Annotated in this window: 17 protein-coding genes; 1 reads left to right on the top strand and 16 read right to left on the bottom strand. The window is 37.8% G+C overall.

The genetic code is table 11. The features are described from left to right. Nucleotides 1-11 precede the first annotated feature (11 nt). The 16 genes from AC6CHJ_RS01925 to AC6CHJ_RS01850 form a co-directional block, all read right to left on the bottom strand. Nucleotides 12-1,676 carry a glycerol-3-phosphate dehydrogenase/oxidase gene (locus AC6CHJ_RS01925; protein WP_498287124.1) on the bottom strand — a complete coding sequence of 555 codons (1,665 nt, stop codon included), beginning with the start codon at nucleotides 1,674-1,676 and terminating at the stop codon, nucleotides 12-14. A gap of 147 nt (nucleotides 1,677-1,823) precedes the next feature. Then, on the bottom strand, nucleotides 1,824-3,314 hold the full coding sequence (glpK, locus tag AC6CHJ_RS01920) for a glycerol kinase GlpK (RefSeq protein ID WP_498287123.1): 1,491 nt from the start codon (nucleotides 3,312-3,314) through the stop codon (nucleotides 1,824-1,826). 240 nt (nucleotides 3,315-3,554) lie between these two features. Next, complete coding sequence (locus AC6CHJ_RS01915) at nucleotides 3,555-4,385, bottom strand: MIP/aquaporin family protein (RefSeq protein WP_498287122.1); 831 nt, start codon at nucleotides 4,383-4,385, stop codon at nucleotides 3,555-3,557. 187 nt (nucleotides 4,386-4,572) lie between these two features. Then, nucleotides 4,573-5,118, bottom strand: a complete 546-nt coding sequence (locus AC6CHJ_RS01910) for a glycerol-3-phosphate responsive antiterminator (protein WP_280524617.1) — start codon at nucleotides 5,116-5,118, stop codon at nucleotides 4,573-4,575. Nucleotides 5,119-5,454: 336 nt separating this feature from the next. Further along, nucleotides 5,455-6,237: a YibE/F family protein gene (locus tag AC6CHJ_RS01905; RefSeq protein ID WP_498287121.1), complete on the bottom strand. Its 783-nt coding sequence runs from the start codon at nucleotides 6,235-6,237 to the stop codon at nucleotides 5,455-5,457. After that, a complete protein-coding gene (locus AC6CHJ_RS01900) occupies nucleotides 6,234-7,352 on the bottom strand; it encodes a YibE/F family protein (RefSeq protein WP_498287120.1) in 1,119 nt (372 codons plus the stop codon). The genes AC6CHJ_RS01905 and AC6CHJ_RS01900 overlap by 4 nt, the downstream gene beginning before the upstream one ends. 118 nt (nucleotides 7,353-7,470) lie before the next feature. Beyond that, complete coding sequence (locus tag AC6CHJ_RS01895) at nucleotides 7,471-8,388, bottom strand: nucleoside hydrolase (protein WP_498287119.1); 918 nt, start codon at nucleotides 8,386-8,388, stop codon at nucleotides 7,471-7,473. A gap of 318 nt (nucleotides 8,389-8,706) precedes the next feature. Then, the gene (locus tag AC6CHJ_RS01890; RefSeq protein WP_498287118.1) at nucleotides 8,707-9,978 is read right to left on the bottom strand and encodes a right-handed parallel beta-helix repeat-containing protein; all 1,272 of its coding nucleotides are present in this window, start codon (nucleotides 9,976-9,978) and stop codon (nucleotides 8,707-8,709) included. 162 nt (nucleotides 9,979-10,140) lie between these two features. Beyond that, on the bottom strand, nucleotides 10,141-10,821 hold the full coding sequence (locus AC6CHJ_RS01885; protein ID WP_147195136.1) for a DUF4956 domain-containing protein: 681 nt from the start codon (nucleotides 10,819-10,821) through the stop codon (nucleotides 10,141-10,143). Between the two features lie 18 nt (nucleotides 10,822-10,839). Beyond that, nucleotides 10,840-11,547 (bottom strand): polyphosphate polymerase domain-containing protein, encoded by a 708-nt coding sequence (locus AC6CHJ_RS01880; protein WP_498287117.1) that lies wholly within the window; start codon nucleotides 11,545-11,547, stop codon nucleotides 10,840-10,842. 1 nt (nucleotide 11,548) lies between these two features. Further along, the gene (gene pelG / locus AC6CHJ_RS01875) at nucleotides 11,549-14,638 is read right to left on the bottom strand and encodes an exopolysaccharide Pel transporter PelG (RefSeq protein WP_498287116.1); all 3,090 of its coding nucleotides are present in this window, start codon (nucleotides 14,636-14,638) and stop codon (nucleotides 11,549-11,551) included. A 2-nt stretch (nucleotides 14,639-14,640) separates the two neighbouring features. Then, nucleotides 14,641-16,056 (bottom strand): GT4 family glycosyltransferase PelF, encoded by a 1,416-nt coding sequence (gene pelF, locus AC6CHJ_RS01870; RefSeq protein ID WP_498287115.1) that lies wholly within the window; start codon nucleotides 16,054-16,056, stop codon nucleotides 14,641-14,643. Nucleotide 16,057: 1 nt separating this feature from the next. Continuing rightward, nucleotides 16,058-17,890, bottom strand: a complete 1,833-nt coding sequence (locus AC6CHJ_RS01865) for a DUF2194 domain-containing protein (RefSeq protein WP_498287114.1) — start codon at nucleotides 17,888-17,890, stop codon at nucleotides 16,058-16,060. Further along, a complete protein-coding gene (locus AC6CHJ_RS01860; RefSeq protein WP_498287113.1) occupies nucleotides 17,874-18,779 on the bottom strand; it encodes a hypothetical protein in 906 nt (301 codons plus the stop codon). Before AC6CHJ_RS01860 ends, AC6CHJ_RS01865 begins: the two co-directional genes overlap by 17 nt. Nucleotides 18,780-18,781: 2 nt before the next feature. Beyond that, nucleotides 18,782-20,965 (bottom strand): NAD-dependent epimerase/dehydratase family protein, encoded by a 2,184-nt coding sequence (locus tag AC6CHJ_RS01855; protein ID WP_498287112.1) that lies wholly within the window; start codon nucleotides 20,963-20,965, stop codon nucleotides 18,782-18,784. A 515-nt stretch (nucleotides 20,966-21,480) separates the two neighbouring features. Next, the gene (locus AC6CHJ_RS01850) at nucleotides 21,481-22,632 is read right to left on the bottom strand and encodes a glycerate kinase (RefSeq protein WP_498287111.1); all 1,152 of its coding nucleotides are present in this window, start codon (nucleotides 22,630-22,632) and stop codon (nucleotides 21,481-21,483) included. A gap of 206 nt (nucleotides 22,633-22,838) precedes the next feature. Here AC6CHJ_RS01850 and AC6CHJ_RS01845 point away from each other — a divergent pair, with 206 nt between their 5' ends. Beyond that, the gene (locus AC6CHJ_RS01845; RefSeq protein WP_498287110.1) at nucleotides 22,839-23,621 is read left to right on the top strand and encodes a helix-turn-helix domain-containing protein; all 783 of its coding nucleotides are present in this window, start codon (nucleotides 22,839-22,841) and stop codon (nucleotides 23,619-23,621) included. Nucleotides 23,622-23,678 lie beyond the last annotated feature (57 nt).

Here is a 23,678-nt window from a genome sequence, read left to right as displayed (position 1 = left end):
CAATGTGATTATTATTTTTGTAAATCTGCTGGAATCACTGCAAAATTCAATTCGCGTTCTAGCTCTTCCTCAAGACGTGCTTTCTCTTCTTCAGACCAACCAAAGACTGTTTGCATATAATGAATAACTCTTTCTTTTGATTGTCTCACAGTATCTATTGAGAATAGAAGGAAACCTGTTCGTCTTAGGAAAAAGTCGAGCGGTGTTACAGCCATTTCGTGCTCGATTGCATATACAAGCATAGAGAATAGGCCAAGAGGCAAGCCACAATCTTTTGCTTCCTCTTTTTTCGTACGGGCAATTTCAAATAAAATTTCCGCATTTGAACCATATTTACGTACTATATCGTTTGATTCTTTTTCAGTTAATCCTGCATCGATACCATTTTTAAGCTGATTGGCCATAAAGGTTTGGAAACCTTTTGAACCGCCAACATGTCCGCCTGATAATGGAAGATGTTTTGTTTTTGTGCCTGGGAATTGACGATTTTCTTCTGCAGCAAATTTCTTAGCCACAAGATCGACTACATTTTCAGCCATTTTACGATAGCCTGTCAATTTACCGCCTGCAATGGTGATTAGGCCAGATTGAGATTCCCAAATTTCATCTTTTCGGGATATCTCAGACGCATTTTTTCCTTCTTGATAAATCAGTGGACGAACGCCAGCCCAGCTAGATTCAACATCATCATCTTTTATGCCAACAGTCGGGAACATATAGTTTATCGCTTTGATGATATAGTTTCTATCTTCTGTTGTCATGCGTGGTGTTGCCTTTTCTTTATTATAGAAAGTATCTGTTGTGCCCACATACGTTTTTCCTTCACGCGGAATCGCGAACACCATACGTCCGTCTGGCGTGTCGAAATATACAGCTTGTTTCAATGGGAATTTTGATTGGTCGAACACAAGGTGAACACCTTTCGATAATTGCAGGACTTTGCCTTTTTTTGAATGGTCTTTTTCACGAATATCATCTACCCATGGTCCTGCTGCATTGACGATTTTTTTCGCTGTGATGTTAAATGTTTCATCTGTTAAAAGGTCACGCACGGTCACACCGATAATTTTTCCGTTTTCATATAAGAGCTCTTCTACACGTGCATAATTCAATGCCAATGCGCCGAATTTCACAGCTTCTTTCATCGTTTCCATTGTTAAACGTGCATCGTCTGTCCGGTATTCTACATAGTAGCCACCGCCAATGAGGTCTTCTTTTTTTACAAGTGGTGCACGTTCGATCGTTTCGTCTTTTGATAGCATTTTTCTACGTTCAGATCTTTTTACGCCTGCTAAAAAGTCATAGACTTTCAAACCTAGAGAGGTACTATATCTGCCGAATGTTCCCCCTTTATGGAATGGCAACAACATCCATTCAGGGGTTGTCACATGTGGGCCATTTTCATAAACAATCGCTCTTTCTTTCCCTACTTCTGCAACTACTCCGACTTGCAGTTGTTTTAAATAGCGCAAACCGCCATGTACTAACTTAGTTGAACGGCTAGATGTGCCTGCCGCAAAATCTTGCATTTCCACTAGCGCTATTTTCATGCCACGTGTTGATGCATCTAACGCAATCCCGGCACCTGTAATTCCACCACCGATTACGAGGACATCATGTTGTACATCAGTCATTGCTTTCTTGATTTCTTGCCGATTTTTATTTGAAAATTCCACAGTAAACCCTCCTGAGAATAAAATAAAAAGAGGCCAAAGAAAACATTTATAAATAAATGTTTCTTTGGCCTCTCCAAATCTCCAACCTGTTATTAACTTGGTTCTATTATATCATTTTCTACATGTGCTGTCATTAAAAAGTGGTTACTATTTAAAAGCCATTGTTGCATGAATCGCTTTTTTCCAGCCATTGTATAGGTCATTTCTTCTTTCTTCTTCCATGGTAGGCTCGAATGCCTGGTCAATCGCCCATTGTTGGGCGATCTCATCCTCATTGTCCCAGAAACCAACAGCAAGACCTGCTAAATATGCAGCGCCTAAAGCTGTTGTCTCATTAATGCGTGGACGTTCTACCGGCACATTTAGTATATCGCTTTGGAATTCCATTAAGAAATTATTCTTCACTGCACCGCCGTCTACACGCAATGTTTTAAGCTCGATACCTGAATCTGATTCCATAGATGAAAGAACATCTTTCGTTTGATAAGCAAGTGATTCAAGTGTAGCGCGTACAAAATGCTCTTTGGATGTTCCGCGAGTTAGGCCGAACACTGCACCTCGCACATCGCTGTCCCAATATGGAGTACCAAGACCTACAAAAGCAGGTACCACATAAACGCCATCAGTAGATTCTACACTTGTAGCGTATTCTTCACTGTCAGCGGCATCTCTGAACATTCGCAGTCCATCACGTAACCATTGGATTGCAGAACCTGCAACAAATATACTTCCCTCTAATGCATATTCCACTTTTCCATTCAATCCCCATGCGATGGTTGTTAAAAGACCATGTTTAGAAGGTACAGGTTTTTCACCTGTATTCATGAGCATAAAGCAGCCTGTGCCATATGTGTTTTTCGCCATGCCTGGTTCAAAGCATGCCTGGCCGAATAGCGCTGCCTGTTGGTCGCCTGCAGCACCAGCAATCGGAATCTCTTGCCCAAAGAAGTGGTAATCTACCGTATTCGCATATACTTCTGATGATGGACGCACTTCAGGAAGCATTTGTTTTGGCACATCCAGAATAGAAAGAAGCTCTTCATCCCATTCCAAGTCATAGATGTTGAACATAAGTGTGCGAGAAGCATTTGTGTAATCTGTTACATGCGCTTTGCCACCAGATAGTTTCCAAATCAACCAAGTATCAATGGTTCCGAATAAGAGTTTTCCAGCTTCTGCTTTTTCACGTGCGCCTTCCACATTATCAAGAATCCATTTTACTTTCGTGCCAGAGAAATAAGCATCAATCAGAAGACCCGTTTTCTCACGGAATAGGTCATTATGTCCTGCAGCCTTTAATTCCTCGCAAATGCCACTAGTTTGGCGTGATTGCCAAACAATCGCATTGTAAATCGGTTTGCCTGTCTCTTTATCCCAGACAACGGTTGTTTCGCGTTGGTTAGTAATGCCGATACCCGCGATTTGCTCTGGTTTAACGTTTGCTTCGGATAAACAAGATGCGATCACCGCTAAGATAGAGCCCCAAATTTGGCTTGCGTCATGCTCAACCCAGCCTGGTTGCGGGAAGTATTGTGTAAATTCCTTTTGAGCTGTATGAACGATTTCTCCTTTATGATTAAAAAGAATAGCCCGAGAGCTAGTAGTTCCTTGATCCAAGGATAAAATGTACTTTTCCATGATATGTCCCCCTCAATGCATATTTTAAATAGGTAAAATAATTACGTAACACTTTCAGTGATTTACTGCCAATAACCGTTCCGCTTCAGACGCACTTTCCGTAGGATATCTTCTCATCACTTCGTTCTTGCGTGCCCGCGGAGTCGCCGTCTTCTGCTACACAATATAGATAAAGAACGTTCATTTATTAAAATTGTATGATGTAATTGACTTAAGTAACTCTGATAACATTATATATTTTTATTCATTTATTTTAGCTGATTTGGGATCGTGTGCAATTTTCCCTTTCTCGCCAAAGATATAGCATAGAACAAGCAACACGATAACCACGATTAGTACAATCCAGAATAAACCAGTTAGCTCTCCTTTAAATGCTGCTTTAAAGAAAAGTGCACCGAGTGAACCACCTAGTATTGGCCCAACAACCGGAATCCAAGCATATCCCCAGTTAGATCCGCCTTTACCAGCAATCGGTAAGATGGCATGAGCAATACGAGGACCGAGATCACGGGCAGGATTGATCGCATAACCTGTAGTTCCGCCAAGCGACATCCCAATTACGACAATCAAGGAACCTACAGCTAATGGATTTAGCCCTTCTGAGAATTTGTTTGCCCCAATAAAGTCTAAGCCTAACACCAGAATAAATGTACCAATCATTTCGCTTAAAAGATTTGAAAATGTATGTGGTATTGCTGGTCCAGTAGCAAATACACCTAATTTAGCGGCAGGATCATCTGTTGCTTTCCAATGTGGAAGATAATGAAGATAGATTAACACTGATCCTAAAATAGCTCCAATCATTTGACCCAGAATATATTTTGGTACATCTGCCCAAGGAAAATCACCGTTCATCGCTAGGCCAATGGTTACAGCTGGATTTAAATGTGCGCCGCTTATACTACCGACTGCAAATACACCCATTGTCACCGCAAGCCCCCAGGCCAACGAAATGACAACCCATCCTCCGTTTTTTGCGAAAGATTTGTTTAGATTAGCACCGGCGCAAACCCCTGCACCAAATACAACCAAAATCATAGTACCTAACATTTCACCCCAAAATGGTGTCATACTAACCGCTCCCCTTTATTTGAATGAATTTGTGTAAAAGAAAAAGGGAGACCATAGACATAGATAGCTTCTCAAAAAGAGCTACTACTGCCTGTGATCTCCCAATCTCCTTCACGATTATTAACTTACAATACATATTAATCGTAAAAGAAAGCGCTGTCAACAAGTATTTTTACATTTCAAACTTCTAGGAAAAGCGCTTCCATATTTCTTTCTCTGATGTGGTAATCGCAGAAGCCCCTGCATTAAGCGCTTTTTCTGCGTCTTCCACTGTACGGATTAGCCCACCTGCAAAGATTGGAATGTTCAACCTGTCTTTTACCTCACGTATCATATGAGGCATGGCCCCAGGCATTACTTCTATAAAATCGGGTTCTATCTTCTCGATGAGTTTATAGCTTTTCTCCAGCGCATGGCTGTCAATTAAAAAAATTCTCTGCACGGCGATTACGCCATTTTTTTTGGCTGTGGTAATCACGGTTGATTTGGTAGAAATCAGTCCATATGGTTTATATTCCTGGCACACATATGTTGTCCCAAAATCATCATTTTTTAGTCCATGAACTAAATCCATATGATAAAACATTTTTTTATTATGTTCTTTAGCCATTTTATGGATATTCTTCAGCTGAGAGATGTGGACCTCCAGAAATACCCCTATTTCAAAGGGCGATGCTAAAAACTTCTCAAAATCCTTCATCGTCGACATGGCCGGCAATATTTTTTGCTGCAAATAGAATCACCTCCACTGCTGCACCAATGTGTTTCTTGATTATATAACTTTTCCCCTTCTTTCTAAAGATTTTTGTACGGCGGCAGGTGAGAGTGATGATTCGGTTTATTATATGGAAAACAGTAGGTGTTTAGGACTTTAATTCGTCACAGACAAAAATAAATTTTTCAGTTAATTGGCAGTGAATTCTTCCGCAAAAATAACTGAAGCCAATTAACCACTTTGTACATTACTACCCTTCAAAGCATAGCACTGAAACGCGAAACCTAGTCATCCACTAACAATAAAGAAAAAGCCTTCATCTCCATTAGAAATGATAGGCTTATTACAGTTTTTCTATTCGTATTGTTTTGTATCTTCGCCTTGTACATATTTTGTGATATACCATGCATTAAGACCTGCCGCTATCGGAATAATGAGCGCAATGCCGATACCTCCACAGAAAATCGTCAGCATTTCCGCTCCGAAGACTTTCGAATTAATGATTTCCCCAAAGGAATATGATAGATCACGGAACCATAGTAGCAGTGCCATGTAGCCACCAATGAAAGCGAAGAAAAGTGTATTCGTATCAGAGCCCAATATATCTCTGCCAATGACCATCCCTGAGTTGAAAAGCTCCTGGCGGCTTATTTTCGGATGATGATGAAATACTTCCCTTATCGGCGAAGAAATGGCGATTGCCACATCGGTAATGGCGCCAAGCGTACTGATAATGATTAATGATACAGCTACTTTCACAAAATCTATTCCTATATGCAGTGAAAATATACTGATACCCTCCTCTTCTTCTTCGCTGAAACCTTGGATCATCGCTTTTTTGGCGAATAGATAAATAAGCAAAAGAAGAATACTTATTGTGATAAGTGTCGATACGAAGGCAATCACTGTTTTGCTGTTAATGCCATTAATATAAAAGAGATTGATTGCACTAACGCCAATACATGCAATCAAGGTCAAAACCACCGGATTATTATGCGAATTTAACATTAAGATAACAGTAAATAGAATGACGATAAAATTCAAAAATAACGCGATGAAGGATTTTGCCCCTTTTGCCCCTCCAACAAGAATCATTAAAATAAGTAAAATTGCTGCCAATACTACAATCGTATTCATATATTAGCCCTCTTTCTCTTTATGAAAAAAATTGAAATATATAAGCCAATCGGAATCGCCAGCACGATACCTATGCCGCCCGCCAAAGCCCGTGTTAATTCTAAAGAAAGATTAACGGACAACGTGTATCCTAGCGGAAGTGCATTTTTTAAATAGAGAATCAACATGGGAATAGAACCGCTAATATATGCAAAAAACAAAATGCTCGTCATGGTACCCATGATATCTCTGCCAATTTCGAGTCCAGACTTTTTCAATGCCTGAATCGTTATGTCGTGGTTCTTCTCCCACAACTCAAAAATAGAAGAAGTGATGGTAATCGCAACATCCATGACGGCGCCAAGCGCTCCAATAAATAGTCCTGCAATGAACACGGTCTTATAGGGTCGTGTCAAAAACTGCATCTCTTCATAGCGAAGGCCGTTTTCTGAAGTCAGCCGCATGACAAGCAGTGTAATGCCAATAGAAGCAAAGGTCCCTAACAACGTTGTCAAAATGGCTGCATATGTTTTTTGGTTCGGCCCATTAATAACCAAAAGCGACAGAACTGTAAAGAGAATTACCAATAAACCCGAAAGAAGTAATAGATTTTGTCCAGTTCGTACATATATTTCAAGAGCTCCTGCCAGTAAAGCAATATTGACAGCTAAGCTAAAGACAGCGAATAGCCCCTGTTTTTTCCCAATCCCGTATAAAACAAAGAGAAACGCCCAAAAACCTGCCATCATATATTTATCGCGTTTTACATCTTGGATAGTACCCTTCAAGGTCTTCTCTTTTGACTTATCAATAGTGATAAATAACTCATCACCCGTTTTATAGGCTTGATCGTAGGCCTTCGATTTCGTGTATGAATTCGTTAACTCGATTTTCTTTCCTTTTTGTTTGCCATTTTTTAATTCACCAATCAGCTTCTGCGTGTACAGGCGATCTTTATTTCCATTCATATCTATCTCAGCTTCTGAATGCGTGACTTCCATATGGGCTACTTTAGCAATTGGTCGGTCATATACACCATAGTTATTCGTTACAAAAACCATGGAAACTAAACATAAAAAAAGCAACAGGCAAAAGATAAAAACCTGTTTCTTCTTCAAGTTGTTCTTCCACTTCACTAGAAATCCACCTCCTAGGCATAGGACGATATCTGCTCTCACACGTTGCACTGCTCAAATGTCGAGAAGACAGGACAGAAAAAGAGGACACCTGTGTAGGGTCCCCTTTTTCAAATCGTTATACAGTATGATTAACAAAATGCTCTACAAATCTATCTGCATCTACTTCTGTACATACGCGAATTTTTGGTCCGCCATTTGACTGCTCGAAGGTTCTGCCGACTTCTTCCCCTTCTGTTACGACACCTACTTCGATGGACTCCAATTTAACAAAGCTTGGGTCAATCACAACGCCTACAGCTAGTGGGTCATGAAGCGCGCAGCCGCCAATGCCAGGATATGTAGATTCATAAAAATCAATATAAAACTCTGTAATGTCTGCCAAAAATGCAGCGCTCTCTTTTCCTGTTTCACGCCATTCTTGCAACTTGGAAATTGGCAATAATGTCTGCATGGTTACATCTAGCCCAACAAGAACCACTTCAATACCAGAAGCAAAAACAAATTCTGCTGCTTCCGGATCCGCATGAATATTCGCTTCTGCAAATGGAGTCGTATTTCCTGGTACTCTTACTGCACCACCCATGATGACCACTTCTTTCACGAGCGAAACAATTTCTGGATCTTTTTGGATAGCAAGCGCAATGTTCGTCAGCGGTCCAACAGCAATAATCGTAATCTCATGTGGGTGTTTTTTCACCTGTTCAATGATGAAATCAGGTGCATATTGGCTTTCCGCCTGGAAATTCAAAATATCATCAGATCTTTTATTACCTAATCCATCCTCACCATGGACATGCCTTGCCCAATGCGTTTTCTCACCACGTGCGAAGGTCTCTGCCGCTCCTTGATAAACCGGTATCTGCTTTCCTAACTTTTCTAGTACAGTTAGTGTATTGCGGGTTGCATCCTCCACTGGCACATTACCAAAACAAGTCGTAAAGGCAAGCACCTCCAGTTCGCTTGCTTTGACTGCATATGCCATCGCCATTGCATCATCTATACCAGTATCTACATCAAAAATTATCTTGTTCAACAATATTCTCTCCTTCTTTTAAACAATTGAATCCTTTCAAAGAAAACTATGTATCGCAACTTACCAGCGTTGCTATATAAGAAATCCATGGTTCTAAAAAGGAACTATATCATATTGAGTAAGTATTTAGCTACATTATTATACTACTTTTTCGAATCGTTGGTCTTTATCCGATTTTTGTCCCACTATATCTACTAATAGATGGAAAGGCTGCTTTACAAATACAATTTCCACAAAGTGAAAAGCCAAACAATTAGAAAGTAACTTCCGCTTCGTTTGGCTTTATTGTTCCTAATTACATTAAAAATTTAAAGCATCCTAGAAAGATAGAGATAAATATTCATAGGTAGGAAAAATGGAGAATTCAAAATAGGTTTTGTTATTTTTAAAAGTGTTTTCTGGATTTTTTTTCGGGACGGGATAAATAGTTGTCGATTTCTTTTTTATATAAAATTTATTGTCTATAATCTGATTCTTTTTGGCATATTTTTGAAAAGTAATCTCACCATAGCCTTGATGCTTAATATCATTTAAAGAGAATGCATTATTTGTAATGATATTTTTGCTTGCTCCACCATTTGAGGTATATGCCCCGCCTAATAGAAGACCTGCCCCGTTATTATTGAAGATATTATTATTCTTCACCGTTACTGAACTTGTTGTTTTCCCTTTTCTTTCGCTTGCAAGCTCTATCCCAAAATCATTTTTATATACGATATTATTTAATATCTTAACCGCTTTTCCTCCGTCTACATAAATACCGCCTGCAGCATAGTGCCCAGCGTAGGATGGGTTCTTTTTAGAACTGTTCAGATAGACACGATTGTTTTTAATCGTTCCATTTCTTGCTTGGTCTATGCACCCAGTACATGTCCCATAAAACCCCGCTATATCAATGCCAATATTATTATTATCATGTACTACATTATCTGATATAGTAAACTTTTCTACATTACCGTTCAGTGTTAATGCTTCACTATTACCCAGAATTAAATGGTGGATATTGTTGTCCTTGATTGTGATATCCGAAATAGGATCTGAGGCATTTCCGTAAATCAATATCCCATGTGCATTTCCTTTTTTCGAATGATTTTCAATATGATGAATATCATTTTGAACGAGACGTATGTGATGGCTCTGATTCATAACTAGGATACCGTTCGGGTAATATTCAGGACCGTTTGTGATTAAGTTCTTCATTTCAAATCCGTCAATTACAATGTAATTTGCATTTATCGTAAAGAAAGCTGAATTCCCTTTCTTTATCACCTGCTCATTCATATCCATTACTGGCGTTTCTCCTGGATATGCCTTGAACGTAATATATCCATCTTCCGCTGTGCCGGAATTTTTAATAGAGACCAACTCAGGATAAATACCTCCCCTAACATATACAAGATCTCCAGGTGCAGTATTGTCTGCAGCTTTTTGTATTGTTTTCCAAGGCTCATGTATGGTTCCGCTATTCTCGTCATTCCCATTATTATCTACATAAAAAATACGAGAAGTGGTTGTCTCTGCACTGGCATCTATACACCAGATAAAGAGACTTAGGCAAGCAATGATCAAGCAAGAAAGACATCTACCCATTGTATTGTCTCGCCATAAAAATCGGATATTATTAACTATATCGGTTTCCTCCTTTCTATAAATATTCCTACCGCTATAATACCATTAATGGTTACTAAAAAAGCTCACACCCGTAAAAAACACAGCCTCCATATAAGGCTGTGTTTGTATATAATTTATGCATTATTGTGCGTAGTCGCCTGTGTAGTTGACTAAGGAGCAAGACTGCACACCATTCATTTGGTCAATTTCTCTCAGAAAAGCTGTGTTGTCATCAACTAAATTAATCTCCACTGTTACCTCTGTAAATCCGTTACGAATGCTTTTGGATTTTAGCTTTGTATTTAGTTTTCGCAATAATACACGTAGCTCGTCAGTTGCTTCATCTGTATGCCGTATGATCAGCAAGTACACTTCATGTTTTGCTTTCTTCTTAGACAACCATGCAATGACCAGACCAAATGCAAGAGAACCAATAATAGATAATGGATACATTTTAGCCCCTGTCGCAATACCAGCTGCGATCGCCCAAAACATATATGCTATATCTAATGGATCTTTAACTGCTGTTCTAAAACGGACAATACTCAAAGCCCCTACCATCCCTAGTGACAGGATAATATTTGAGCTGATGGTCATAATGATTAAAGTGGTAATCATTGTCATTAGAACGAATGAAACATTATAGTTATAGCTATAGACAACACCGCGGAAATATTTTTTATAAATCCAGTAGATAAACATCCCGATGCCAAAAGAACAAGCTAACCCTAGTACTATATCAATATAGGATACCGTCTCAAAAGATTCGAGATGAAGAATGCTTTTCTTAAAAAAATCTTGAAAACCCATTGTATCATTCATATAATTTCCCTCAAGTTTCTATTTAAAGTTTTGAAATGTTGCTTCTCTGCATAGCACATATTTAGAAATAGCAGAACGCAGCATTCTCTCAGGTTGTAATAACTGACGAATGCTACCAGGTAAAAAATGGTCAAATTTCACTTCCATGATGACTTGTTCCGGCAATAATACTTCCTGAGAAATCATATGTTCATCGAACAAATCAATAGTATTGACTGCAGCATTTAATTTTTTATCGAATGTAATCCTTACGTTACCAGGCTCATACACATATGGCTCTCGTGTATAACTCACAATAACGACTGGCTGGAAATTTCGATACATTAAAGCGGCATAGAAGTCCTTGAGCAATACATCTTCTTTATCTGCCAAGACCTCCGGATGCCCATTTAAAATGGCCTCGTACTCTTGCTTAGAAAGAGGAGCATTTTCCTTACATATAAAATCTCCATTCTTACTTTTTCTCTCTAGCGTAATCTTTTGATCGCTCCCATTATAAATACGAATGCGATATTTCTCTCGATTGAGAACGCCGTTGTTTTTGTCATACAGTGAATGCTGATGTATACCATCAAAGTATAAACTTGAGATGAGATACCCCTCTTCATCAAATGAATGGGAATCAAGCGGTAAGAAACTAGCAATCTTCTTTTGTAACGCCACATATTCTAAAGCGTTGAGATAATATTTAAATTCGTGTCTAAAAACCTTTTGTGCAATATCCATATTAATCTACCTCAAAATCTCTTATTCCGTAATAATTTGTTCCTTCTTCATCTGTATACAAATCAAAAGAGGTTTGCTGATGGTTCTTGCTATCCCTAACTGATACCTTCCAGAAATAATGCCCTTTAGCCAAATCTTCTAATTCCACTCTATTAGTGCGTATATCTCTCTTAGTAGCAACTATATTTTTCATAGAAGGATCTTTAGCAACCGTAAATGTATAAAATACATCATCGCCCTGTAAATCAAAGGAAACATCCCATGTGAAGATCAATTTATTACCGTTTTGTTCTACATCATCCGTATAAAAAGGCTTCGGTTTTTGTATATCCGCATAATATCTTTTCTTAGCTCTATCCGGTGTATTTCTTATTAAGTCTAAGTCATTCTCATAAAGCTTATTTTCAATAGGCAAATAATTTTTATCTGGACTGCTAAAGACGAATGGTTTTACTAGACCTTTATATTGATTCATTTGAGCAGTCACTGTACGTTTATTGATTAGGTTTGATAACTCTTCAATTTTATCCGTTAATCTTTGAACATTTTTTTCTGAACGAAAATAACGATTTAACAATACATTTCCCCAATAGTTACTGATCCCTGCTTGGTAAGGTCGGATACTATTAACACTTCGCTGTAATTCCCAACCGCCATCATAATCCCACGGCAAGATAAACCATTTATCAGAATTCAATGGTGAATAAAGAAAGAAGTTATTGGCATCCGTATCCATATTGTCCATGAGAATATTCATTGCGGTCCAAGTAAGCAAATTATCCACATCAAAGTGTTTTTCAATAACATCCTCTATTGGCATATTATCGTTATTCACATCATCCAACATAGAAATCAACTTTTCGGGGTCATCTTTTCCTTTAACCTCTAAAATAGATTCAAATTTTTGTTTATCATATTTCGGGTCTGTTTTCACTTTGATTTCATCAGGATACCGATTAAATTCAAAGAAAGTTACCTTATATAAATAACCATTCGGATCTAGTAAATGTGTACGAAGAAACCTTTTATTCGGCTGCTCAATTTGTGTATAGAGGCCATAATCCTCATATTTCTTTTTGTTTCCATCAGTCAAATCCTTTACATACAAATGGACAAACTGCGTACGAAGGCTTGTCATATGTGGAATTTTTTCCATCAAGTCAAAACTCAATTTATTTCGTAAACGACTAGGATCATCAATATGTTTATTTAAATTAATTGTGCGTTGTTGCTGCCAAAGACCTGCACTATCAAACAATTTGATTTTATATGATTTCTGCGCAGCCTCTCGTGAAGAGTTCCCCCGAAGGCTTATTTTGGCATTAGGTTCATCCTCATTTACACTAAATTCCCCTTTATCACCACCAGTGCCTTCGGCAAAAATAATATCCAATTTGTCTTTGTTCTGGCGATTGGTATTTCGATTGAGTTTATACCAATCTAACCCTTTAGATTTGTCTGGCAACACGGTAATATACATATTTTTAATCGAGTGATCTTGATCTTTTTCATACAAACGCTTATCATCTTCTAACTTATCGTTATTTTTCGCAGATTCGACCTCTATCTCATTCTTCACTTGTTGTTTCTTATTATCGGCCTGACTCTCTTTGGAACAGGCTGTTAGCAACATTGCCGCACTAATAGAAAGAACGAAAAGAGAAAGAGATTTTAAGGGACGCGATAAAGCCTGCTTCTTCTTGCTCATCGTAATAGCTGGCTGAGAACAGAAGGTATAGTAATCTAAGTTTTTAATAATATAAAGCAACCGATAAATGGCAATGAATAAAACAAAGAATGACGCAAAAAACATGCCTGCACCATCAAAATTTATCTTCAGAGTGCCAAACGTTAAAAGAACGTTCACTAGTATAAATAAGCCACTAATAAATAAAACTCCCTTTCGATCATCAAAATACATGAGCAAATGCAAGATAACAAACAGAATGATAAAGAAGACATATCCCAAACACAATATAAGGAACAAATCCAGTTGTTCCATGGTAAATCCAATCTTAGGCAAATACAGAATACCTAAAGCGATAGATAAAACCGTAAATAGCACTTGGACTTCTACGAGGAAGGTCAGCTGTTGCATCAATACTTCCCGAAGCTTCTTCTTTGCTTTGCTCATACTCTCATATGTGCCGCCGTTCACGACGTTTTGGTAATAATTTAAAAACCTTTCATAAAATTTGGTTTCTACCATCACGACAAATAAGACGAGAGACGACAATACAGAGATATACGCGTAAAAAACTGGCACATCATAAAATGGCATTAAGACAAATCGGCCGGCCACTATAAAATGACGATCGGAGAATATCCAATAAACAAAATTATGAATATAAACGCCAGAATACACGAATAGACCACTAAAAAAAATAGATGGATACTTCCGGATATACGTTAAAAAGGCAAAGTAATCTTTTGAAGGATCTCTTGGAAAAACACGTTCAAAGTGAAACATAATCATTCCTACTATTACTGCGAATCCCACATCAATACCAGCTAAAGCGCTAATTGCGGGTGGTAGTGTTGTCACTTTGAACAATAAGAGACTAATTAATATTGAAATAACAACGCCGATCACGAACCCTCGTACTATTCTCTTATAGTCTTTCAGGGCAGATAAAAAAACATTTTGTAGCCAAATAATCACTAATTCTATAAAGAACAAATAAGCAACTAGTTTATAGCCTATCGATTCTTCCACACTATAAAGAAAGAGTAGAGCAATTACTCCAGCTAGCGGCACGACAACAATGAGAGTTCCATAATAAGCTGAAATAATTTTGCTGAATGACTTCTGGTACACCATGTCGGCAACATATCTAGTAGCGCTCATTGAAAATCCAGATGTTATGATGATGGAGAACACAAAACTATAAACCATCGTTGCAATAAACAACTCGTTCTCTAAGTATCTGCTGCCATTCGCCTTCATCATCATTTGTTGGGCAAACATCAAAATTAAGCACAAAATCATTGGACCAATCGTAGTCACAGAAGAATATACATAAGCTCTTACATTTTGAACAAGCCCCTGTTCTCTATATAGTTTTCGAAGTTCAAAACCAATTCCCGCCATGTCTATTCCTCTCCTATCGATTGATATAATTGTCGATAGTTTGATATCAAAGCAGATCTGGTATAAAAATGTTTCACTCGTTCCAATCCATTCTTTCCAAATTCTCTGCGTAATTCAGGTTTATTGCACAGTTCAATCATGTAATGCGCGATTTCTTCATAATGCATAACCGGTGCAATAAATCCTGCCTGACCACAATCATCATCTAATCCGCCAAACAGCATTTCTTTGCATCCGCCAACATTTGTGCATACAAAGGGTTTCCCACAGGCTAACCCTTCAAGAATAGCCAATGGTTGGCCTTCACTGATACTAGTTAATAGGAAAAAGTCTATTTGCCCTAAAAAGTCTTTGATATTGACTAAACCTGTAAAAACAATATTTTTTATTTCGAGAGCATCTACCAATTGAAGGCACTCCTCGTAGTACTCAGAGTCCTCATCAGTAGGGCCCATGATATAGAGCTCAACATTTGGAACCTTCTTTTCTACTAATGCAAAGCTTTGGATCATTGTTTTAATATCTTTAATAGGCACGACCCTGACGATTGCTCCAATTCGAATATGTTGAGTATCTGATTTTACTTCTAGCTGTTGATAATCCTTCCACTCAACACCATTCGGAATAAGCCGAATTTTTTCATCAGGGCAGCCTAATTCTATTTCGATTTCTCTGTTACGGTTGAAGAGTGTCACGACTTGGTCTGCAGCATGATAAATAGAGCTTGATAAAGTGTAAAAGTAGTTAATCCAAATATCTTTGAAATATCCTTTAACCCAATCTGCTTTAATAATTTCTTCTTCTCTTTCACGCGAATAGATCCCATGCTCTGTCAGGACCAATGGCTTCTGGTATAGATGCTTGGCTAATGTCCCTATTACACCTGCATATCCTGTGGAGACAGCATGGTAGATATCCGCTTTAGGGACCTCATGCTGGATAATGGATATGAGAGGTAGCAACATAGAGCTGATCGTCCAATATAGTTCGGTGAAAGGTGCTTGCGTGTATTCATTCTTCCCCATAAACTCGACCAGATCATAATAATCCTTGCTTGATAAAAATTCGCCTACATTAGAAAACTTCTTGCTTCGTATCAAATCAAATAACTCGTTCCAGGGCACATTTACATCATTATTGATTAACGAGATGAGGGACTCTTTCTGTACAGTCGAAAGATTATACCTTTTCCCCCATTTCTTTTTCTCATATAAATATTCATCTAAAAATATCTCTTTTAATTCCACTACATTTGGCGGCAGCTGGTATTTATACTGTCCCTTTTGTTTCATTTCTGCTCCTATAGCATAAATGATAAATTCATGCTCCTTCATCGTTGTCATAAGGCTGTGAATCCAGCTAGAAACACCGCCCGCCACATATGGATAAGATCCTTCAGCTATCAAGCATATGCGCATATCAGGATTCCCCCAAATCAATTTTAAAATCTGCCTTTTTTGCTTCTATTAAGTACGTATGTGTATCAATCTTTGTAGCTTCACAATGCTCTAATCTATTCAGCTTCTTATCTGTTCGTAGGATATAAAACTGGTTCGGCGCATAGTTGCTAATATGACCTTCCAAACGATTTTCCGTATGCTTCCATTCCACTTGCATTTGCAGCGTATTGGCTACTTCATAAGCTGCATCTGTTGATGTATTAGCACGCAGCCACGGATACGTTCCTTTAATTCTTGCCATGTATTGATCAAATTCATCATACATCTCTTTCCAGCCAAGATTATTGCTGCGATCTTCACTAATCACATCATCGGGGTGGGCAAAATGAGAAAAGTACCCTAACTCTGTGACAGTATTAGCGATGGACCACCGATCAAATCCACTCTCAAAATAGCCTGATGTAATTCGAGGCATTTCAATAATGCCATCTTTTGCAACCTCAAACTCTTGGACATAGCCGAGTCCCGTCATATCCTCCCTATACACAGAACTTATGACAGTTAAATCTGGCCAAGCTGCCTTTAAAGCGCGTCTTCCTTCTTCAGACAGTACATTGGATGGCGGAATATAGCTAGTAATCTTGTAATTTGGGAATGCCCTGCTTACATACGCGCTGAGTTCACGAATGGAATCCGACATATCCTCTTCATCCTTCCACACCTTGTAGCCATATACTGAAGATACTTTTGGGTCTAAAACAAGCGATTGATGATTAAATCCATGAAAGCCTAATTCTCCGCCGCTTTTTAATAATTCTCTACCAAAGGCAATTAAGTAATGGCTATCTTTATCTTCTACACTATCAAAAGGAGGTGTTACTACATCTGTGTACGATTCAATAATCCCACCAGTGTATTTAAAACCATACTTCTTCGCTGTTTTCAGCATATTCGGCCACCAAATTTCATTATAGAAAGATGGGATGTCACGCTGATATTCCTTTGATATAGCAGCATTCCTGCCTTTTGGAATAGGTGCGGGAAAATCATCAATATAAAACAGCTTTTCATTAAACACAGGATAAATATAATCAGGAACTAATAGACTTAAGGCGCCTGTAAATAGACCACGACTTATCTTTTCTTGCATGATGGTCCCATTGAAAACCATAAAAGCCCCTTCGCCATATTTACTTTTCCAGAGGAGCGGCGTTTTATCTGCACTTTCAGCAAGCAATTCTGTTTGATCATCAAGATCCAGACTGATCGAATCGTTTGTTATAAAATCATCGTCGACTTTATATCCTTTTTCTCCAATTAATACATTTGACAACAGGTGAATACCTTTTGGTGATACATAATCTCCAAAACTTGAGATACCCAACTTCCGATATAAAATTTGATATGCTGAATCCTGATTAAAGACTGACATAAAAAGGACATAGCCACCATTCTGTACATATTTTTCGATAGTCTCTACAGAACCAAGATCTTTTAAATGCTCGGTAGCAAGAATTGTGGTATTACAATCCTTTAACTTTACTCGGTGTTCCTTCGTATCAAAAATTGTGGTTCGCTTTTTCATATTTTCAAGCGCTTTTTCAGCATTCGCTTTTAGCTTCCTGTTATAATCGCTTGAAGAATTATATGCTATACAATAATTATCTCCGGTTAGCTGAGGTGTCTTCCGCTGGTTCTCCAACGTTGCCAAATATTGATTTCTTTGTGGATGATCTGCTTTTTGAGCTTTCAAAACGGTTTGTGAACGAGAAAACAAGAGTAAAAGACCACAGGCAAATAAAAGAAATAGAATAATATATACTTTTCTTAATTCCTTACTTTTGAAGTTCATGCTTATTTCCTCCCGACCAGTATCTCACGACGGTAAGAGCACGATTGGAAAATTGGATTGTTGAATTCATCAATTCATCTAAAATCTCCTGCATCTTCATTTTTGATTTTGTTCTGTAATAGTACTCCATCAGAAACAGGTAGGGCTCCTCATTCAAAGGGTAGGCTTCCAAGTATTGAAGCCCCGTCTTTTCAGCCTCTTGGTATTCCTGCAATTCCATTTCTACTCTCATCTTCTCTTCATAAATCTCTGGTTCACCTTGCCCATGTTCAATCAATATCCCTACAGCTTGGATGTAAATATACTTATACTTCTTTAACGTTTGATCATCTAAAAATCCGCTTGCCATGTACTCTTTCACAACCTGCGCATATGATCTAGCAACCGTTGTGTCTTGCTGATTCTTTTCAAATTCTACAGAAAAACGCTGAAGTGAAAGAGATAATTTTCGTTTCACTTCCATGACAGCAGCTACAGCAAAGTGAGAAGTTTCCGAGTCCTCATTTAGCACCGCTATTTTGATGACATCAATATATTGCATGGTGTCTTTCTTTAAAACATCGAGCATCAATTTCCTTCTCGTCGTAAAATCATTGATAACCAATGCTTCTTTAATCGGAATCACATTCAATTCTTTTTCACGCTTTACACTTTCTTCTTTTGTTAATAACTCAATTTCTATATCATTCGTTTGCTCATTCATATAATCCTCTAAAAATTTACCTTCATTTGAAATAAACTTTTTTGGCCAAATGCTAGGTAACAACCAGCCAATTAACGGTAAAAAGGACACAAGCGTCATACCTAAAAGCCATTCCTTTACATTTCTTTTAGCCAACGCAAGGATAATAGCAGAGACTATTACATAAATAAGATAGAGGTACAGCATTTTTACATTTCCCCTTCTAACAAGCGCATAGAAATATGATTTGCCTCAAAACGCGATAAAATTAACTCCACATCATTCCGATTTGTATTCGAAAGAATGACACCCATCCGATTCTGGTCTAACATGCCAATGTAATCCGTTTCTCGTAATAAATTTGATAATTTATTTGCATAAACACTTATCTCTTGCTGAACAACAAAAGCCTCAAGCACTGCATACGGCATACCGTACTTATCTTTTTGTTCCCTCTTGCTTTCTAATATGCTTTTAAATACTTCTAGATATAAGACATTCGTTTCAGGAATAAATCGGTTAGCCTCTGTCGCCTCTATATAACGCAATGCTCTATCTAATGCTGAACCAGCAAGCTCTGTTGTGATTTTAAATAAATTTTCATGGTAGAGTGACATGTGTTTAAATTCCATCCAGTCGATTGTAATCACAGCAGAAATCTTATTGTTGCGATAGATGGGTGCTGCCATAATAGGCGTATCCGGCCACAACTCTTTATTTACAAAGATAGTGCCTGTTTGCAATACATGCTGTATATATTTATATTCAGTTGCTTTAATCGAATTTTTTTGAGCTGATTGAGAGAAGTTTGTATTCGCTACTAATCTTAAAAATGCTTGGTTACGATTAAAGACATAAATTGATACATTATCAGCGTCCATCACCTGTTTTACTACTTGAACAGCTTTTGAAAATACCTTTTCCGGCTCCAGTTCATCTAGTTCTTTTATTATGGAATAAATTTCACCAAAGCTATCTTCGCTATTCAATAGACGCATTTGGAGCTCATCCTTAACCTCTCGAGTTTCTGTATGAATGCCTTCTAAAAACTCATAACGTTGTTCCAGCTCAGTCATTTTTTGTCGCTGCTCTTGCAAGCGGTTTGTTTTACGTTGTACAGAGTAGCCAACTACTAATCCGATAAATAAGAATAAAGCAACCTGGAAGAAAAATGATGTATCGTACAATAAAGATATAAACTCTCTTCCCTCAAACAGTTTCTCTATGGTTAATAGTCCAATTGATAAGCCGACAGACAAGATAGATTGTTTAATACCATACATAGCACCAAAAATCATAATATAAAAAACACCAATTTCTGTCGTATTAAAAATAGATATATCATTTGTCAGCACAAACCATGCGATGATAAGGAAAACAACTATATTTTCGATGTAAGCTTTAAAAGGCTTTACCACATGCGCAAAATTCTTCGGCTTATCTGTTGCTTCTACAGAAGTAGCTGCTATTTCTTTTTGCGCCCGATCTCTTGCAGCCCATTGATATGTTTTTTCTAATCCTGACCTAATATCATAAAGTGGACTCCAATCGATGCCATCCATAAGTTTCCTATTATTTAAAACAGAGTGGCGGATATCGCCTTCTTTTTCAGGCAGCATATTTACTTTCACTTTTCCGTGTATATCCTGAAAGATCTGCGCCAAGTCATTAATGCTTGTTTCTGTGTTTGTGGATAGATTAAAGACTCCACTAATAGGAGCATTGGTCGACCTATATATAGCGTCCGCAATATCGCCGACATATATAAAATCTCTTGTTTGTTCGCCGTCTCCGAAAATCTTCAGTGCTTCGCTATTTAATGTGTTGTTTACAAACTTAGAAACGACCCCACCCTCGCCTTTACTATTCTGACGAGGACCATATACATTTGAAAAACGAAAACACACAGTTTCAAACCCATATATTTCGTTCCACTTTTCACAATACGTTTCACCAATCCATTTGCTGATTCCATATGGTGATATTGGTGCACATTCCTCTTCTTCTGATAAAGGCAATTGACCGTTCACACCATATACAGCTGCAGATGAAGCAAATATAAACTTCTTCACATGGTACTTTTGAGAAAGTGATAATATATTTACAAGCCCAACAACATTAGATTCTGTATCTAACAAAGGATTATTAAAGGATTTTACGACACTTATTTGAGCAGCTAGGTGAATGACAATATCAAATCGGACTGCTTTAAAAATTTCTTCACATTTTGGATCATCAACAGAAAGTACGTATCTTTTGTGTTTAAAGGTGATATTCTCTTTCTTGCCTGATGATAAATCATCAATAATAAATATTTCATGGTCTTCTTTATGAAAGCGATCAGCTACATGCGAACCAATGAAACCATAGCCTCCTGTTATTAATACTTTCATACTGTTTCTCCTCGTATTTTCATAGTAAGCACTTTGGCTCCTTATCATGCCCCTGAATCCCTTATTATCACTAGGTTTATAGGGGTTATTAATTATATTCCTCTCAATAATTCTTAATGCCTAAAACACACTTTCTAATAAAAATTATTTTTCAGCCATAAGTATAATGTTCTATTATTATTTCTATTTTACTTGAAATAATTCCTCTATTATATCTTTCGAATCAATTTTAACTTTCATAGTATAGCAAAAACTAGAAGAAATACTATATAAAATCGGCAAAAATACTTCATATCAAACACTAATTTTCTTTTTGAAAGCCTCTAACTGAACACCTTTGTTATCATACCGTCACAGCACTGAATAAAAACTGAACAAAAAAAGCACCTGCCATCTTTTAATAGTGGCAAGTGCTTAAGTAACAATTAATTAATTTTTTGTAGAAAATCATTCAAAGACCTAGCTCCTCTTGTTTCTGGTAGAAGTTTCCGTTAAAGTGAAACTTTTTTGCGATGTTATAATTTCTTTTCTTTATTTTTCTTACATACGAATCTTCCCATCACTTCTTTTGTCTTCTCCTTCAAATATACAAAGGCTGCATCCATTGCCTTTTCCGTTGAGACGCTCTCTTCTACAACCGAATTGATTTCATTAAAATAGGGTGTAAGACTATATCGGCAATCCTCATCAATCGTTCCAGAAATTAAAATAGTGGGTTTGCCTGCTTTTTTGGCTGCTTGGGCGATTCCTATGGGCGTCTTTCCTGATAATGTCTGTAGGTCTGTTTTTCCTTCTCCGGTCAATACAAGATCGGCGTCTGATACATGGTGAGTAAAATCAACAGCTTCTAATACTACATGAATACCTTGTCTCATTTGTCCATCAAAAAAAGCTAGGAATGCTCCTCCAGCACCTCCCGCGGCTCCTGCTCCTTCTTTCTCGTGTAACGCAATGCCAACCTCTCTTTCAATCACATTCGCAAAACGTTTTAAACTAGAATCCAATAAAACAACCTCTTCAGCAGAAGCACCTTTTTGTGGTCCAAAAATAACTGAAGCTCCATTTGGACCGACGAATGGATTTTTCACATCACACGCTATGATAAATTCAGAATCTGCAATGCGAGCATCCCAACCATTCATATCTATGGAGGCTACATCAGCTAATGCTCCTCCACCTTTTTTCAGGTCTGCGCCTTCATCATTTAATAAACGAATGCCAAGAGCCTGCAGCAAGCCTGCTCCCCCATCATTCGTCGCACTCCCACCTAATCCAATGATAAATTTACGATACCCTGCATTCAATGCATGCTGGATCAATTGTCCGGTCCCATATGAAGACGCCTTTATCGGATTTAATGCCTCTTTATTTAAACGAGTAAGCCCTGAAGCTTCAGCTATTTCAATTACACATGTCTCTCCATCACCAAGCACTCCATATGCTGCCTGGACGTTTTCCCCCAGCGGATCTTCTACAAGTACGTGGGTAAGTTCGCCATTCGTTGCATCAATTAAACTTTGCATCGTGCCTTCTCCACCATCAGCCACAGGCAATACAATCGTTTTTATATTTGAGTCCACTTCCAGTATTCCTTCTTTCATAGCATTAGCAGCTTCCATTGCTGTTAAACTACCTTTGAATGAATCAGGCGCCAATAGTATTTTCATTTGCTCTACCTCCTCTGTATGAAATTCATTCTGAAAAAATTTTCTTTATAAAAAAGCCTTCAACCTGAAAGAAGATTGAAGACATATATTTATTTAACATGACTGATATCATCATTCACATAAAGCGAAAAAATTCTTTCTCTTGTTGTCCTCTTTCTCCCACTTTCTTCTATTTAATATGTAAAAGCAGAAAGAGGGAGAATACAATGGCACGTTTTGATTATTTGGCACCATATGCGACATTTACAACTGTACAAGAAATGGACGAAGTAGTGGAACAACATATCCACAAGCATTACTACAATTTGACTCCATCAGACAAGGCAATTCTTTATAAAATGGCTTCGCATGCATTGGATTACCCGGGAGCCTGCCACCTAAAAGCACAAACAATTGCAGCAGCTTTAGGCATTTCTGTAAGAACTGTTTTCCGTACGCTTAAACGCCTAGAAGAATTTCAAATTATCCAACGCATCCAAACAAAAAAGATGAATGGCATCAAAGGCGCCAACATCTTTTCTATTTTACCCTACCATGACACATCGATTTTGGCACATCAAGAGGAAGCTGAAACCCCTTGTGAGAGTAAGGCGGAGGTTGTAACAACTGAACAAGAACCTTCTTTATCTTCTAATCCTAAACATCAATACGGTAAACATACGTACCCGATGCTCAATACATCCATACGTAATCGAATCTTTCATTATCTAGCTTCTACCACAGGTAATACATCAGAGACAAAGAGGTTTGCAGATGTAGTGTACAAGCAACTAAAGCCGTTGCTGGAATGGGAAATATATCAATCCCGCAAACAACAACTCGAAGATATTAGTTTTACGGCCTTCAAAGAAACCATTCAACAGACCAAAAAGCAGTTTATTCGCAATCCCTTTGGCTATATGTACAAAAAGCTAGATAGAAAATTGAATCGGTTTATCGTAGATGTGATGGAATTTTATTTGGAAGCGGTAAGAAGAAGTGATGCGTAGTAGGTGTTCATTAGGTGCCACAATCCATGCCTCTGTCATTCAAGAATATATGTAATT

It is taken from the genome of Rummeliibacillus sp. GQ308, assembly GCF_059759115.1.
Note: the sequence above shows the minus strand (reverse complement) of the source record. Positions and strands in the feature narration are given on the sequence as shown.